This window comes from Pelosinus sp. sgz500959 (genome assembly GCF_042610375.1).
Lineage (GTDB): Bacteria > Bacillota > Negativicutes > DSM-13327 > DSM-13327 > CTSoil-075.
In genome coordinates this window covers 334,724-352,048 of record NZ_JBGJZL010000002.1, presented here as the reverse complement: position 1 = coordinate 352,048, position 17,325 = coordinate 334,724, and the positions used below count along the sequence as shown (strand labels likewise).

At 41.9% G+C, this 17,325-nt stretch carries 12 protein-coding genes and 2 riboswitches; all 12 genes read left to right on the top strand.

The annotated features are described in order from the left end of the window. Positions 1-20: 20 nt before the first annotated feature. Positions 21-203: riboswitch (cobalamin riboswitch) on the top strand. Positions 204-524: 321 nt separating this feature from the next. After that, a riboswitch (cobalamin riboswitch) is annotated at positions 525-707 on the top strand. A gap of 192 nt (positions 708-899) precedes the next feature. Next, a complete protein-coding gene (locus ACAN52_RS04320) occupies positions 900-1,712 on the top strand; it encodes an AAA family ATPase (protein WP_378952778.1) in 813 nt (270 codons plus the stop codon). Next, positions 1,699-3,000, top strand: a complete 1,302-nt coding sequence (locus tag ACAN52_RS04315) for a nitrogenase component 1 (RefSeq protein ID WP_378952775.1) — start codon at positions 1,699-1,701, stop codon at positions 2,998-3,000. Before ACAN52_RS04320 ends, ACAN52_RS04315 begins: the two co-directional genes overlap by 14 nt. Beyond that, on the top strand, positions 2,990-4,285 hold the full coding sequence (locus ACAN52_RS04310) for a nitrogenase component 1 (protein ID WP_378952772.1): 1,296 nt from the start codon (positions 2,990-2,992) through the stop codon (positions 4,283-4,285). The genes ACAN52_RS04315 and ACAN52_RS04310 overlap by 11 nt, the downstream gene beginning before the upstream one ends. A 29-nt stretch (positions 4,286-4,314) precedes the next feature. Beyond that, on the top strand, positions 4,315-6,237 hold the full coding sequence (locus ACAN52_RS04305) for a TonB-dependent receptor plug domain-containing protein (protein ID WP_378952769.1): 1,923 nt from the start codon (positions 4,315-4,317) through the stop codon (positions 6,235-6,237). 86 nt (positions 6,238-6,323) lie between these two features. Continuing rightward, positions 6,324-7,091, top strand: coding sequence for a carbon-nitrogen hydrolase family protein (locus ACAN52_RS04300; RefSeq protein WP_378952766.1), 768 nt, complete (start codon positions 6,324-6,326; stop codon positions 7,089-7,091). A 14-nt stretch (positions 7,092-7,105) separates the two neighbouring features. Beyond that, positions 7,106-8,236: an adenosylcobinamide amidohydrolase gene (locus ACAN52_RS04295; protein WP_378952763.1), complete on the top strand. Its 1,131-nt coding sequence runs from the start codon at positions 7,106-7,108 to the stop codon at positions 8,234-8,236. 18 nt (positions 8,237-8,254) lie between these two features. Continuing rightward, on the top strand, positions 8,255-11,971 hold the full coding sequence (gene cobN, locus ACAN52_RS04290; RefSeq protein WP_378952760.1) for a cobaltochelatase subunit CobN: 3,717 nt from the start codon (positions 8,255-8,257) through the stop codon (positions 11,969-11,971). Then, positions 11,961-12,977 (top strand): ABC transporter substrate-binding protein, encoded by a 1,017-nt coding sequence (locus tag ACAN52_RS04285; protein WP_378952757.1) that lies wholly within the window; start codon positions 11,961-11,963, stop codon positions 12,975-12,977. Before cobN ends, ACAN52_RS04285 begins: the two co-directional genes overlap by 11 nt. Next, positions 12,974-13,933, top strand: coding sequence for an ABC transporter substrate-binding protein (locus ACAN52_RS04280; protein ID WP_378952754.1), 960 nt, complete (start codon positions 12,974-12,976; stop codon positions 13,931-13,933). Before ACAN52_RS04285 ends, ACAN52_RS04280 begins: the two co-directional genes overlap by 4 nt. Positions 13,934-13,950: 17 nt before the next feature. Further along, positions 13,951-14,994 carry a FecCD family ABC transporter permease gene (locus ACAN52_RS04275; RefSeq protein ID WP_378952751.1) on the top strand — a complete coding sequence of 348 codons (1,044 nt, stop codon included), beginning with the start codon at positions 13,951-13,953 and terminating at the stop codon, positions 14,992-14,994. After that, complete coding sequence (locus tag ACAN52_RS04270) at positions 14,991-16,244, top strand: ABC transporter ATP-binding protein (RefSeq protein WP_378952748.1); 1,254 nt, start codon at positions 14,991-14,993, stop codon at positions 16,242-16,244. The genes ACAN52_RS04275 and ACAN52_RS04270 overlap by 4 nt, the downstream gene beginning before the upstream one ends. Before the next feature lie 28 nt (positions 16,245-16,272). After that, complete coding sequence (locus tag ACAN52_RS04265) at positions 16,273-17,325, top strand: radical SAM protein (RefSeq protein ID WP_378952745.1); 1,053 nt, start codon at positions 16,273-16,275, stop codon at positions 17,323-17,325.

Sequence of the window (17,325 nt, the reverse complement as noted above, 5' to 3'; positions counted from 1 at the left end):
AAACATTAAGTCAACTCAAATTAAATAAAGTCGAGATAGGTGCCCTTCGGGGCTTAATAGGGAAGTCCGGTGTAATACCGGCGCGGTCCCGCCACTGTAATGAGGAGTAAACCCATAGTATGCCACTGAGATGAAAGTCTTGGGAAGGTTTGGGCGAGCGATGATCCAGAGCCAGGAGAACTGCCTATTTGTCAATCACCGTTTTTTTACCCACGAGCGATGGGGAGGGGATTTTAAGTTCGTACTGTTGTACTGTATTCTTTTTGGCGTATGTAACGTTCGAAAGATTTATTTGTTTCAACTGTTTTACTTAATCTGTCAAAACTCCAGCCTCATGGCTGGAGTTTTTTATTTTGTTTTGATGAGTAGCGATGATAATTATGGTATTTGCAGTATGAATTTTTAAGTAAATCAATAACTATGAGTCGCCGATTGTGCCCACGGGTGATGGGAGGGGGATGAGGTTGTAAGACATTTTTCCTTCCTAGCTTTTATTTAAGCTAGGTTTATTTATTAGGATAAAATTAAATAATATTGAGTTAGGTGCCCTTCGGGGCTTAATAGGGAAGTCCGGTGTAATACCGGCGCGGTCCCGCCACTGTAATGAGGAGCAAACCCATAATATGCCACTGAAATGAAAGTTTTGGGAAGGTTTGGGCGAGCGATGATCCAGAGTCAGGAGAACTGCCTAACTATCAATCACCGTTTGACCTGCGAGCGATGGGGAGGGGATTATGAGAGTCGTCGATTTTTTTTAGATCTTTACGGATACTAGAAGTTATGATGGAATGGATTTCTCTTATGATACCAACCCTCCTTGTTTGTTCAGGGAGGGTTTCTCATTTTCTTATAGGAAATTTAATGGTTTTTCTAGTGATAGTCATGAAGGGAAGGAAAATATGAAAAAAATTGCTTTTTATGGTAAAGGTGGTATTGGCAAATCCACAACAGCAGCTAATGTATCAGCGGCATTAGCTGAAAAAGGTTACTCAGTTTGCCAAATTGGCTGTGATCCTAAAAATGATTCTACACGGTTATTGTTAGGTAAAGTTTGTTCTGAGACAGTACTCGATGTAGTGAAAAAATTTGAGGATGAAGTCGCAATCGATCAAGTTGTACATACAGGTTTTGCTGGAGTCAAATGTGTAGAAGCGGGTGGACCAGAGCCGGGAATAGGGTGTGCTGGTCGTGGAATTATTGTCGCCTTAGAGAAATTAAAAAAATTACAGGCAATGACTAAGGAAGACGTTGTCTTATACGACGTATTAGGTGATGTGGTATGTGGCGGTTTTGCGGTCCCCATTCGCGAGGGTTATGCCACTGATATTTATATTGTTTCTTCCGGAGAACTTATGTCCCTGTATGCCGCCAATAATATTGCCAAAGGAATTGCAAGGTTTGCTGAACGAGGAACCGTTCGGCTTGGAGGCATTATCGGCAATAGTCGCAACATTAGAAATGAACAAGAATTACTGGAAACCTTTGCAACAAAACTCAATACGAAGCTCATTGCTTTCATTCCCCGGGATCAAATGGTACATCAAGCCGAAATCAATCGTAAAACAGTAATTGAATGGGCAAACCAGTCTGAGCAAGCCTGTATATATAAAGGATTAGCGGACTTGCTTATGGATAATAGTGCTTTAACAGTACCGACGCCCCTTAGTTTTGAAACCTTAGAGGAGTTGGTATTAGAGTATGGCAATGAATAAACGATATATGGTGACTATGAAACGAAGTTGTAGCTGTAGTATGCCAGGTGTGTGGGGAGCCGTAGCCCATAATCAAGGAGCGGTGGTCATTTTTCATAGTCCGAAGGCATGTGGTCACGTGAGTAGTGATATGGAACTCGGTAGTCATTATCATTCTATAGCTCGTCAGTCGTTTATACCCAAGCAATATACAGCTCCCTTAATCACAAGTAATTTACAGGAAGAACATTCGATTTTTGGTGGTACTGAGCAATTGCGTCGATGCATTGATTATGTTGTCAAGCAATATCAACCTGAATATATTATGGTGGCTAATTCTTGCGTAGTTGGCGTAATTGGTGATGATACTGAGTCTATTATCCAAGAAGCGGAAGAAGAATGGAATATTCCTATAATGACTGTACCTTGTAGTGGTTTTCTAGATGGTGAGTATTATGCTGGCTTTTATCATGCTGCAAAAATTTTATCTGATCGCTTCATGAGTAAGCAACCAACGCATGCTAATACTGTTGCCTTACTGGGCGGGCGTGGCGGTCCAAATAGTACGGATGGGCAAGAAATTCAGCAATTACTAGAATCCTTTGGTCTTTTGGTACACTGCCATTTTCCTGGATATGCTTCATTAGAAGAAATTCGCCGAGTCACAGCTTCGGCCCTTTGTATTCCCCTAGGAGGGAGAAGAAGTCCATCTTCTTTTTCGATGCAGCAGCTTGCTATTGATATTCAAGCCAAGTTTGGAATTCCTTTTCTCGACCATAATGATCCTATAGGCTGGAAAAATACCCAAAGCTGGATTAGAAAACTAGGTGAACTACTCAGGCTGGAACAGAAGGCAAAAATGATCGTTCAAGAGCAAAATGAGCGGTTACAGCAGCAAGTCATTAAGTGTCGTGGTGATCTGCAGGCCATAAAAGTGGTAATGTGCATCGGTCGTCCTCTCCTCCATTTCCAACCAGAGTGGGTTCTTGAATTACTTGAATTGGCTGGAGTGAACATTGAAGGAATTATCTTATTTAGTGGGCTTACTGGAGAGCAGAAGGAAGCTATAAAGAAAAAACTAAAAAAATATACGATAATACCTGTTCTTGAAGAGGACGAGGGTGAAGCCATGATAGAAGGGGCAGATATTCTAATAACGACTCACGAACTGGAAGACGAGGCTAAACGTCAATTTTTCCTGCCAGTATTACCACCCTTAGGCGTAGGCGGTTTGATCCACTTATTAAATAAGCTGGCACGACTAGCAAGACGGTCTGCGCATAAGGGGGGAGTCCTATATGGCTGGTAAAGAGGAATGGGATAATGTGTGTACACAGGTCAATACCTGTGCTTTGACTGGTGCAGCGGCCTTTTTCGCTGGTATTCCTGATGCTGGAATTGTAGCGAACGGACCCCTTTGGTGTTATTTTTATGCTCGTCGGTATCTGGAAAAATCATGTCCTAGTATTGGGCAGCGTTTTTGGGGTACGCAACCAGATAATAATGCTGTTATCTATGGAACAGAAGAATGTTTGCTGGAACTGCTACAATCTGTACGAGAATCATATAATCCATCTGTACTTTTTATTGAAAATAGCTGTGCCGTCAGTTTGATTGGCGATGATATTGTTGGAATTGCTACTCAAGCAAATATGCCCTGCCCTGTGATATGTATTGATAGCGGTGGTTTGATTGGCGGATTTTGGGAAGGGTATCGGGCGGCGGCAAAAGCTTATTTTGAAGCTATGCCTCTTCAGCCAAGGAGAATGGTAAAGCCACGAACGATAAACTTATTAGGGTGTACCATCGGCTATTATAATTCTAGGAATGATTTGCAAGAGCTAAAGCGTATGTTAACCCTAGCTGGATATCAGGTCCTCGCAATGCCTGGGGCGGGTAGCACTACTAGTGAAATTGCTACAATGGCGCAAGCAGAACTGAATCTTATCGTCCATGAAGAACTAGGGAAAGATCTCGCCCAACAATTACAAAAGCAATATGGTATTCCGTATTTATCCTTATTACCACCTTATGGTATGGAAGGATCACTGCATTGGCTGAAAACCTTAGGACAAACCATGTGGATGGATGAACAGAGTCTAGAGATAATAAAGCGGGAAGCTAATTGTTTGGTGAAAGAATTGCGTAGCAATATACGGGATGCAGAACGACTTTGGGGGGAACTGCAGTTTGAGCGCGCAGTGGTTGCTGCACCTTCTTCCATTGCTCTTGGGATAGCTCGGGCGCTAAATTTGGAATGGGCGGACACTGGTCCATTGATTGCCATACTCCATGATGGTATGCCATCTTCTGTAGTACCAGATAGCATGGATATTATAAATGGACAAAATAATAGTATAGAAATAGAACGTCGACTGGCAGAGTTATCATCAGGATTATTGCTAGGGAGTAGTCGTGAAAAAGCCATACTGCAACAAAAAGGGGTGGCAAATGTAATTTGCCAACATATCGCCTTACCAGTACATGACGAAGTCATTCTTACAGATCGTCCATTCATGGGACTGCGTGGTTCATGCCACATGATAGAGGGTCTCTGGAATAAATATATACATTTATGTCAACAGCAAAGATGAAACACAAAAAAATTGAGGGGGAAAATAAGATGAAACAAACAAGAAGCATTAGAAAAAGACAAGCTGTACTTTGTGCTATGGTGAGTAGTGCCTTATTTTTGCAGTTACAGGGCATTACATTGGCGGCAGAACAAGGAGAAGGGTACAGTTTTGATCAAGTTATTGTTAGCGCTAATCGTGTACCAAGTAAAGCCTCAGAAGCTGCTGCAAATGTTACAGTTGTTACTAGGGAAGATATAGAAAAAGGAAATTATAAAACTATTACAGATATTTTAAAACATGTTAATGGTGTTGCCATCATCAGTCAAGGATTTGGCGGAGGTGAACAACATGCATTATTAAATGGTGACCAACGGGTTGGTATTTTGATTGATGGGCGCAGGTTAAATTTAAGTAAACTAGCAGGTAATTTTGATCGCGCCACCTATGATTTAAATGCATTTCCCTCTCTCGATAACATCGAACGCATTGAGATCGTTAAAGGTGCATCTTCAGCACAATATGGATCTGACGCTGTAGGTGGTGTCATTAATATTATTACACGTCAAGGGACAGAAGCTAAGTCGACACTCGATATCAGTACCGGATCATGGGGAACACAAAATTATAACTTTACAACTTCAGGGCATGAAAAGGACTGGCAATGGTTTGTTACAGCTGGTAAAGCCAAACAAGATCATTTTTCCTATAAAAAAGCAAGCACAGGGCAGAATATCACAATGCCTAATAGTGCATATGATAAAAATAGCATGACAGTACGCCTGGATAAAAAATTGAATGAAGATTCCTCTATCACCTTTAATATTGAGCATTCAGATGATCACAAAGGTCAGCCGTGGGGAGCTATATTGCCCGATACTACATCTTATCTTGATACTACATCTAATAATTGGGCTTTGACCTATAACTACGACAAAAAATCCGAATTGCCAGCTTATCTGCGTTTATACCAAAATGATTATAACTATGATATGAATAGCAGCAATTATTTGTATACAAATAAAGAAAAGGGTTTAGAATGGCAAGATGGTTGGAAATTAGATAATAAAAACTTTTTAGTGAGCGGTATACAATGGCGTGATGTAGATGTGACTTATCCAGGTGTCTACGATGGTAAAAGTATCAATAATAAAAGTGTTTACTTAGAAGATAGAATGAATTTATCTAGCAAATGGACATTTACTCCAGGTTTGCGTTATGACCATCATAGTATGTTTGGCAGTGCAACAACACCACGTGCGGCTGTCAATTACCAGATGGATAACAAGACAGATATCTATGTATCTTGGGGTAAGGTTTTTAATGCTCCTACTACTGATGACTTATTTTGGCCATATTCTGCTATGGGGTCTTGGATTGTAAGTGGCAATCCTAATTTGAAACCTGAAACTGGATATACAACTACGATTGGAATGAACAAGAAACTGAATGACACTACAGAACTTAAAGCCAGTTACTTCCAAAGTCAATTAAAAGATGCAATTCGCTGGGACTCTGTAGGTACAGTTTCAACTCCTTCTAATGTAGATCAGATGAAAAAACAAGGTGCAGAATTAGAAGTTCGTACAAATATCACACAAAATTGGAGTCTGATGGCAGGATATTCTTATTTGCAGATGAAGAGCAAGACTAGTTCTAGCAGCGATTATACACTAGATCCTGCTAATACACAGCCTAATGGCTATAAATTAGGTGTAACTTACAAGAAAGATGCATGGAATATTGATATGACAGGAACGGGAGCGACTGGCCGCAGCCTAGCAAGATTCACATCAAATAGTTATTGGGTATGGGATTTATCTGTAAATTATGATGTTAACAAACAAACGAGAACGTATGTTAAAGTCAATAACATCACAAATCAGGCCTATGAAGTTTGGGGCAATTCAACCATTGGAAACTTCCCAATGCCTGGACGTAATTATCAGGTCGGCGTTCAATATCAGTTTTAATCTTGATTTTCAGAAGATGCCAACCCTTTTGGCAGGCATCTTCTTTTTATACTATCAGGCTATGGTATCAAAAAGGAGAATTTACCATGCGTATTGCCTTACTGCATTTAGACCTAAGTGGTGGACCAGAAGAAAAAAATCTATTGCTGTTAACTAAAGCCATTACTTTGGCTGCTCAAGAGGGGGCAACGTGGATTGTTACGCCAGAAACGGCGCTGCAAGGGTATTTTTTTACACAAAAAGATCGTCCCTTTTCCATTCCTGTTCAGCCTGCCCCCTTATTACAGCCTCTGCAAGAGTTGATTGCCACTTATGGAGTGACAGTGTTTTTATGTTGTGCGGAGCAGGAACCGAGTACGGGACTTTACTATAATAGTTGTTTAGTCATTGGTCCTGAGGGCGAAGTCATTGGTCGTCACCGCAAAATGCGTTCTCATGGTACGGGGGCTGAAGGTTGGGCCAGTAAGGGAAGTGTGTTAGAGCCAATGTTGTGTCAAGAGATGTCAGCAGGAGTGTTAGTGTGTGCTGATGCTTATTTTGAAGAAAATGGGCAGACGCTTAGAGATAAAGAAGCTAAGGTCATTATCGTGCCTGCTGCTTGGCCACCAGGAGGATGTGGTGGACCGCCAGTTAACGCTTGGGAACGGTGTTCAGCAGTAAGTGGCTTACCTGTTTTTGTCTGTAACCAGACTGGAAATCAAGAAAGAATGGATTTAAGTAAAGCGCAGAGTGCTGTGATCGTCAAAGGAAAACTCCAATTGGCTTATCATGGTGTAGAGGCTATGCTCTTAGTTGATTGGGATATAGAGAAACAAGAACTTCTATCTGAGGAGTTTACCATAGTTCCTCTTTGAAAGGCGGTACTTATATGAAGAAAAATTCTATATTACATACCTTATCGACAGGTGATGAGGTGATATGGCAACCAGATCAGCGGAGCATTTCTATTTCTTTTACCCAAAAGCGAAAAGTACTAAGTACCTCTTTATTACATGGTGGGTATCATGAAGAGTTAACAGGTATTTTTAATCATAATTCTTGTCCTGATGATGGCAGTCATTGTAAGCTGCGGGCAGCTACTTATCAAGAGCATATGAAACTTATCGCACAAGAAAGTGGTCTGGACCCTGACCGGACGACGGGGATGGGGACAGCAGCAAACATGAAAAATGTGGCGATTGTGGTAAAAGAGTACCGAAAGCTCGTAGTAACGGCGATTGCGACAGCGGGAGTAGAAGGCAATGGAGGACGAGTCGGAGATCCCACTTCTCATTTTTCCCCGATTGAAAAGATGGGAAATCACAAACCTGGGACGATCAATATTATGTTAATTTTAGATGCAGATATGGCAGCAGGTACTATGGCGCGGGCTTTGGTGACTTGTACAGAGGCCAAAACCGCCGCTTTGCAAGAATTGATGGTGGGAAGTCTTTATTCTACAGGACTGGCAACAGGTTCAGGCACGGATCAAAGTATTGTTGTCGCGAATCCTCAGTCTCCCCTTTACTTTGAAGGGGCAGGTAAACATTCTAAGATTGGGGAGTTAATAGGACTGTCGGTAAAACAAGCGGTGCAAGAAGCATTACTAAAACAAAATCAACTTTCTCCTACTAAACAGCATAGTATGCTACGGCGTTTTAAACGTTTTGGTATCACGGAAGAAAGTCTATGGCAAAAATACCTCTCTAGTACGACGCAACCCTTAGAAAAACAGGAATTTTTAACGTACTTATATGATTTTGAAAAAAAATCTCAAATTGTCACTTACGCATCTCTTTATATTCATCTACTAGATCAATTTCTTTGGAATTTATTATCTGCAGAGGAAGTTTTATCAGCAGCCAATCCATTATTAGCTACGATTGCTGAGACGTTTGATATAGTAAGCCCTATTTTAAAAGAATGGAATCTGGAGACCTCTTTACAAGCCTGGAGTGAATTGATGTTTCTTTGTCTTATCGTAGAGATCCACAGGGGAGAGTCATTACTTAGTACATAACAAAAGTGAGGGTATATCATGGGACGCATTATTTTTTTAACGAATATGGAACGGCAATATCAAATGCTAGAGAAAGCGCGGCATAGCCTGTCTCAAGAAGGCATGAAGTCAGAAGGACGAATGGTGCTTCTAACCGATGCTGTGCCATGGGGAGCCGAATGGCAGAAGACCTTTAAAGCTAGCGATATGGTAATTTTTACTTGGATGGGCAGTGGACTGGATACGACTTTTTTGAAAAAGTCAGCGGATTTTCTACGAAAACAAAAGATTCGCCATCTTATGCTTATTTCTGAACCCAGTGCAAGTGACTTATCTTGGGATGTTTCTCCAGAAGAACGGGAAAACATAGAAAGTTATTTATCCTATGGTGGTCTTGAAAATTTTCGTCAATTATGGTGTTGGTTAGCTGAGGTGTATTGCCATGAACTTCTTTCGGCTAAAAAACCAGAACCTTTGTTATGGCATGGTATTTATCATCCCCGTGCCGACCGTCCTTATGAAAATTTGCTGGAATACCAGAAGGATTTTTGTAAATCTGATCGACCAACCATTGGACTCTTATTTTATCGTGATGAATGGGTCTGGGGGGATCTTGCCTACCAGGCAGCGTTAATTGAAGAAATTGAAACACAAGGTATGAATGCCTTAGGTGTGTTTTGTCAATATATGAGAAATGAAGAATTAGGTTCTCCAGGTCTCAGAGAAACGATGGCTGAGTTTTTCCAATATGATCAAAAATCCAGTATTGATGTCTTGCTTAATACCATAAAGTTTTCGATGACGTCGATGAAAGCCATTGAACAAGAAGTACTCAATCAATTAAACGTACCTATTTTACAAGCATATACCTTGTATCAATCCAGAGAAGAATGGAAAAAATCCATAGAAGGCATGACGGCTATGGAAATGGCTGTTAGCATTGCCATGCCTGAGTTTGATGGAGCGTTACATGGTGTACCTGTTGCTGGGCGGGAGTATCAGTCGGATGGTAGTGCTATCTATCTTCCTATTACAGAGCGAATTCAGATGATGGTGCGTAAGGCAAGAAAATGGGCTGCATTACGCAGTAAACCTAATAAAGAGAAAAAGATCGGTATCATCTTTCATAACTATCCACCGACTAATTCCAACATTGGCAGTGCAGCTGGTTTGGATTCACCAGAAAGTATTCGTCGATTACTCGCCAAGATGAGGGAATTAGGTTATCAGATTGATCGTATTCCTGAAGATAGTCAATCTTTTATGACCGAATTAATTGCCCACGCTACCAATGATCGACGCTATTTGACAGAAAAACAAATTACTAACGCCGACGGGCAGCTAACTACCTCTCAGTATCAGACTTGGTTTGATCATACAGCCACTGAGACTCAGGAGCAATTGACAAAGGATTGGGGCACACCACCAGGAGATGTCTTTCATTATGATGGGAAACTCTTAATTCCTGGTATGATGAATGGAAATATATACATAACCGTACAACCACCTAGAGGATTTGGCGAAGACCCAGGAAAAATATATCATTCCCCAGACTGCGCTCCTACCCATCATTATTTAGGATATTATTATTGGCTACGGGATGTTTGGCAAGCCGATGCCGTTGTCCACGTAGGGACTCATGGTTCACTAGAATGGTTACCAGGTAAAGGTGCTGGACTGTCTAAGCAGTGTTATCCTGATCTCGCCATTGATGATGTACCCAATATATATCCTTACTGGGTCACCGTAGTCGGCGAAGGAGTTCAGGCCAAGAGGCGTAGCGCCGCTTGCCTCATTAGTTATTTAACGCCACCGATGAGTCATGCTGGCACTTATGATGAATTAGAAGAACTAGAAAAACTATTGGATGAATATTGTCATTTTAAACAAACGCAACCAGAGCAAATTCATGGGGTTATAGAGCTCATTCGTGCTAAAGCTGAGGAAGCAAATTTACTGGAAGATGTGCCTGAAGATCCAGAGCAGCCTTTTGACGAATTTGTAGGACGACTGCATGTGTATGTGACGGATATTAAAAATATGCAAATTCGGACAGGACTTCATACCTTAGGGTGTGCTCCAACGGGAGATACTCTTATCGAATATTTATTAGCACTGACCAAGGTAGATAATGGTGATATTCCTTCTCTTATTCAAACTATAGCCGCTTTATATGGATATGACTATTATCAGCTGTTAGAAGACAGTGGCAAGATGGTACCCGATGGGAGCAAGACGTATGGTGCACTGGCAGATGATGTTCGGGAACGTTGCCGGGAAATCCTTATCATGCTCGCTGAGTATGACTTTGATCCAGAGGAGGTTCAGCAAATCCTTACCCGCCCTTGGGCAGTAACTCTTGCAGATGATTTGCGAGACAAATTACTACTTTCTCTGAAATATGTCTGCAACAATATAGCTCCGAATTTAGGCAAAACTACCCAAGAAATCAGCAATCTCCTAGCAGCATTAGACGGTTCTTATGTAGAACCAGGACCTGGAGGAGCACCGACGAGCGGTGGAGCTGATATTTTACCAACAGGACGAAATTTCTATAGTATCGATCCACGAACCTTGCCTACGCCAGCCGCTTGGGAAATCGGTAAAACCATGGCAGATCAGGTGATTGAACGTTACATTGGGGAAGAAGGGCGTTATCCTGAAAATATTGGTATTGTATTATGGGCGACTAGTAATATGCGTAGCCACGGTCAGTGCATTGCTCAATTGTTATATTTGATGGGCGTAAAGCCTGTATGGCAAAAAGGCAGTATGCGCGTCATAGACCTAGAGGTGATTCCACTTTCAGAACTCAAACGTCCACGTATCGATGTAACGGGGCGAATCAGCGGTTTGTTTCGTGATAGTATGCCAATGGCTACAACTTGGATGGATAAGGCTGTTAAGCTTGTTGCCAATCTAGAAGAAGAGCTCACTATGAATTATGTAAAAAAACACATTATAGATGATGTGAAAATCATGGAAGAAGAAGGCGTTGACCAGGCTACTGCTTGGGAACAAGCTAGCTGGCGGATTTTTGGTGATCCACCGGGAACTTATGGAGCTGGTGTTGGGGCTGTCCTAGAAGCAAAAAATTGGGAAACCATTGATGATCTGGCACAGGTCTATGTTCGCTGGGCTGCTCATTCTTATAGTGGTAAGGGCAATGGTGCTTATGTGCCAGAATTGTTTAGTCGTCGTATGGGAAGTTTGGACGTTACGATCCAAAATCAAGATAACCGGGAAATCAGTATGCTAAATTCCGATGACTATAATGCCTATCACGGCGGTATGATTGCTGCCGTTCGTAGCATCAAAGGAGAAGCGCCCCGTTCTTATTGTGGTGATAGCTCAGATCGTAAGAAAGTAATGATGCGAAGCGTGCAGGAAGAACTCAAACGAATGTTTCGCGGCGAAGCCATCAATCCTAAATTTATGGAAGGTATGAAAAAACACGGCTATAAGGGAGCTGCTGATCTATCAAACTATGTGGCTCATAGTTACCAATGGGATGCGACCAGTGATATTATGGAAGACTGGATGTATGAGAAGTATGCAGAAAAATATGCCTTTGATCCTACCATGCAAGAGTGGATGAAAGAAGTCAATCCATGGGCACTACAGCGTATTGCAGAAACTTTACTAGAAGCAGCCCAGCGGGGCTTATGGAATGCGAAAGAAGAAACAAAGCAGGGATTGGAAGAATTGTATCTCTCTATTGAAGGAGAACTAGAGGAGCGTAGTGATGAGTCATAATCTCAATAGTAAATTGCCAGTCGTAAGAGGCGTAAAACAGTGCAGTAGCATCCTTATAATCCTTATGATATTGCTCAGTACATTCGTATTGACAGGTTGCACTGGGAGCCAAAAGGTAAATACTGAAAAAACTACAGAAACCACTAGTTATCAAGTTACAGATACCCAAGGTCAGATTCTAACGTTACCAAGAAAACCCCAGCGCATTGTAACACTCGCTTTATCTAGTGATGAGATGGTTTTAGGGATGACTCAGCCAGAAAAGATGGTAGCCCTCCATTATCTTGCCGATGATCCTGGCATATCAACCATTGCTGATCAAGCAGGGCGTGTACCAGCTCGGATGCGAGAATATGAGGCGGAGAGGATTAGTTCATTAAAACCTGATCTTATCATTGCTCCAGATTGGAATCGAGCAGAACTCATTCAGACTTTGCGTGATCTAGGGTTACCTGTGTTTGTAAGTAAAGGGCCATCGAGTGTGGTGGAAGTAAAACAAGCCATCGGCGAGGTTGCTCAGGCGATTGGTGAAGAAGAAGCGGGTAAGAAGATGATCGCCCATATGGATAAAGAGCTAGCGGATATTGCAGGGCAAGTAAAGGCCATACCGCCAGAAAAACGCCAGACTCTGGTATTAATTTCCCATATGGCTGCTTATGGTGGTAAAGGTAGCTTATTTGATGATCTATGCACCCATGCAGGAGTTATCAATGGTGCATCTGCATCTGGACTGGGAAAAAATGAAGCTCTCAGTAAAGAAGGCATCATCAAAATCAATCCAGACTTACTACTAGTACCTACTTGGAATGGTGGAAAATTGGATGTAAATAAAGTGAAAACAGACTTAGAAAATGATCCTGCCTTGCAGACGGTAAAGGCGATTCGTAGTAAACGACTAGTACAACTTCCTGATTTGTATTTATACTGTGCTTCTCAAGATATTGTACATGCCATTCGCGATATTATGTATGCCGCATATCCTGATATAAAGGGGAGTGGAAAATGAAAACATTAAAGCTGAGTGTAGTGATCTCTCTACTCTTCGCTCTCATACTATGTAGTGGTTGCGCAGGGAAAGAAGAGAGTAAAAATATAGGCACTACTGGATCTGAAGTAAAGGATAGCCAAGGCGTCGTCATAAAGATACCGAATAAACCTCAGCGCATCGTTTCACTCAGTATTGGGACGGATGAAATCTTGATGGAATTAGTGGCGCCAGACCGCATTGCCGCTTTAACCTATTTAGCTGACGAACCTAGCATTTCTAATATTACTGTAGAAGCGAAACAAGTACAGACTAAAATACGTGCTAATGGAGAAACTGTCATTGCTTTAAAGCCAGACTTGGTTTTGATTGCTGATTGGCAGCCTAGTGAACTCATTCAGATTATGCGTGATGCAGGTGTACCTGTATATGTTTTTAAAAGTGCACGAAGTATTGACCAAGTGAGACAAAATATTAAAGATATTGCACGCATTGTAGGAGAAGAAGAAAAAGGGGCTACGATTCTTTCTCGTATGGATCAATCTTTAGAAAAAATTACAAATAAGGTTAAGAATATCCCTGACAATGAGCGAAAGATCGTGGCTCGTTTTTCCAATATGGGCGGTAGCGGTGGTATTGGTAGTACCTTTGATAGCATTTGCCAGTACGCAGGAGTGAAAAATGTAGCAGCAATGGCAGGCCTTGACTCCAGTGGGACTTTGACCAAAGAACAGATCGTGCAGAATAATCCAGACTTTTTATTGTTACCGGCTTGGGATTATAAAGGGAAAGAAGATCTAAATCGCTACAAAGAAGAAGTCCAAAATGACCCCGCATTACAAACCATCAAGGCTGTACAAAATAAAAGACTGGAGCAAGTATCCGACCGTTATCTCTTTTGTACTTCCCACCATATTGTGAAAGGTGTGAGTGAGATTGCTCACATTGCATATCCAGAGCTATTCAGTAAGGAATAAGAGAAAGGTTGGACAAAATGGAAAAAAAGAAAAAGAGTAGAGGACTTATCTTTATCATTCTTGGTGTATTGCTGGTGCTGGTGATCTTCATGTCTTTAGGGTCAGGACAAGTCAATGTTTCTCTCACATCTATGGTAGGCGTTCTTAGCCAGCAACTGGGGATACCGGGTTTTAATGAGGCTATCATGATCCAGGAAGAAACAGCCGTTGTTTGGCATATTCGGATGCCCCGCACTTTAGTTGGTCTTTTGGTGGGAGCAGCCCTTGGGGTATCTGGTGCCGTGATGCAAGGCGTCTTTGGCAATCCATTGGCTGATCCTGGCATCATTGGTGTATCGGCTGGTGCGACCTTTGGCGCCGTATGTGCTATTGCCTTAGGGTTAACGGCTAACGGTTTATATTATATGCCTTTATTTGCACTCACAGGCGCACTGTTGGCAGTATCACTGACCGTTGCTCTGTCCATGCGAGATGGAAAAATCCCAATCATGACCTTGCTATTGTCTGGTGTAGCGATCAGTATGCTGCTCGGGGCTATGACATCGGGAATTCTTACGTTTATGAATGAATATCGATTACGAGAATTTTTATTCTGGATGGTGGGAGGACTTGATTATCGCCGTTGGGAGCATGTGGCGTTAGCAGTCGGACCTATTATAACGGGCATCATTATTTTATGTTTTTTAGCTAGGCACCTCAATATTTTAGTATTAGGTGAGCAAGAGGCGCGTTCTGTTGGTTTACCTGTATTTGCCTTTCGCTTATTATTGTTATTTGTCGCATCGGTTACCACAGCTACTTCCGTATGTGTTAGCGGATCCATCGGCTTTGTCGGTCTGATTGTGCCTCATATTATGCGTTTATTAATTGGTCCAGAGCATCGAGTATTATTGCCCGCTTGTGCACTAGCTGGCGGATTGTTTCTGGTGGGGTGTGATACCATTGGACGCATTTTGATTCCTCCCGCTGAAATTCGTGTGGGTATTATGACGGCCCTCGCTGGTGCGCCCTACTTTTTGTATTTGCTGCGTCGTGCACAAAAAGGAGGGGGTCTATCATGAAAAACCCAGAGTATGCCTTAGTTGCCGACAATGTATGTGTTCAGATTGGGGATAAAAAAATCGTACATCATTGCAGTTTCACAGCAACTCGTGGTGAATTCATTGGCATTATTGGTCCCAATGGAGCTGGTAAAAGTACTCTTTTAAAAAGCTTACGGGGGATGTTACCGGTATCAGCGGGAGAGGTTAAGGTATTTAACCACCCGATTCATCGATTAGGTGATAAAAATGCGGCCCGTTTAGTCGCCTATATGCAACAGGAAGTGAATGTTGGCTTTGGTTTCACAGCTTTAGAAGTCGTTTTGGCTGGACGTTATCCTTACTTAAAATGGTGGGAAAATGAACGGGATGCGGATCGACAAATTGCTGAAAAATACATGGCTTTCACTGGCGTTACCCCTTTGGCGCATGAGCCTGTAAATCAAGTTTCTGGCGGGGAGAGACAGCGGATTTTACTAGCGAAAGTGTTAGCTCAGGAAACGCCATTAATCTTTCTCGATGAACCAACGGCTAGCTTAGATCTAGTGTATCAAGAGGAAATTTTTCGCTATTGCCAGACAATCTGTAAAGAAGAAAAAAGCGTATTTATGATTGCTCATGATATTCGATTGGCAGCAAAATTTTGTTCCCGCCTCATTTTACTGGCTCATGGACAAATTGTAGCCGATGGAGCGCCTAGCGATGTATTGACTGTAGAAAATTTAGAAAAAGCCTATGGATTGCATTCGGCTGTTTTTTTCAATAAAGTAACGGGAAATTTGGATATTCACACCTATGCTATGGCTTGTAACACGAACAATCAAACCCTGATTCATCTGATTGGTGGTGGTGGTTCTACTGGAACTATTATGCGAGGCTTGTATGAAGGGTGTTACCAGCTAAGCGCTGGTGTACTACAAATGGGGGATACAGATACGGATGTGGCTATTGCTTTTGGCATTGATTGTGTCCTAGGGCAAGCTTTTAGTCAAATTACGGAGCTTCAATTACAGAAACATAAAGAAAAAATTTCTCAGGCTCATGTTGTCATTTTAGGCAATCTTTGTTATGGCGAGCAAAACTTAGATAATTTAGCGGCTGCTTTTTTCGCTACACGATTGATTGTCATTGAAGATACGCCCATTACTGAACGTGATTTTACAAAGGGAAAGGCTACTGCCCTTTACCAAAAGTTAATGAAAGAACCTAAGGTTCAGGTAATGACTTCGGAAACCTTATTAGAAAAAATTAAGAATAATGAGGTTTGCTAATTTCTAGAGCAAGGAGGATGGGAGGAATATGGTGGAGCAAAATAAAGGATGGAAAATGTTAATTTTAGGTTTGACAGGGCAATGTAATTTTACCTGTTCCTACTGTTACGCACATGAACATCCACAAGAGTCTATGAGTGTAGACACGGGGATACAGGCCATTGATATGGCGGCGCAAAGTGGTAAACCTTTTGTGCTACAGTTCAGTGGGGGTGAACCTTTACTGGCCTTTGATGTAATGCAAAAGTTAGTTGGTTATGTACATCAGAAGAAAATACCAGCCATTCTCCAAGTTCAAACGAATGCCTCTCTCATGGAACGGGATATGGCCATTTATTTGCGCAATGCAAAAGTGGGGATTGGAATTAGTTTGGATGGTCGCCCAGATCAAAACGATGTATATCGAAAATTACCATCAGGTGCTGGAACCAGTTCTTTAATTTTACGAGGGGCAGAGATTCTAGCACAGGTAGGAGTTGAAATTGGTATTACTTGCGTGGTCACAGATCATAATGTTCGCCACTTATCAGGTATTGTGGAGATGGCCTATTATTTAGGCAATGTGCGAAAAATTGGCTTTGATCTTCTGCGTGCTCAAGGGCGTGGGGTAGGAATCAAAGCGGCTGGGGCGGAAGACTTGGAGCTGGCATTGCAAGAGGTATTAGTAAGGGCAAATCATCTAGAGAAGCAGACTGGTAAAAAGATCATATTTTCTCATCGAGAACGTGTGGAAAGCTTAGGCGCAAAACATATGACAGGTTTTGCTCATTGTCATGCTATGAATGGTGAAGCTGCTTTTGTGGATGCAACGGGTGAAATGTATGCCTGTGCCTCTCTTGCTGGTTTTCCAGCTTTTAAGCTAGGGAATATTCATTCTAGTATGGATCGACTTAAACAAGAAAAGATTGGTGTTTTGATTCAGAAAAGTATGGAATTTTGTCCTCGCTGTTCCTCCTTTTCCCTATGCGGTGGTGCTTGCTTTGCTCGTTGGTATGGAGCCAACTCTGCTGGTAATCCATATGGACCAGAATGCATGCTGAAAAATGTTTTTATTCAAGAATACCAAGAGGGTAAGAGGTAA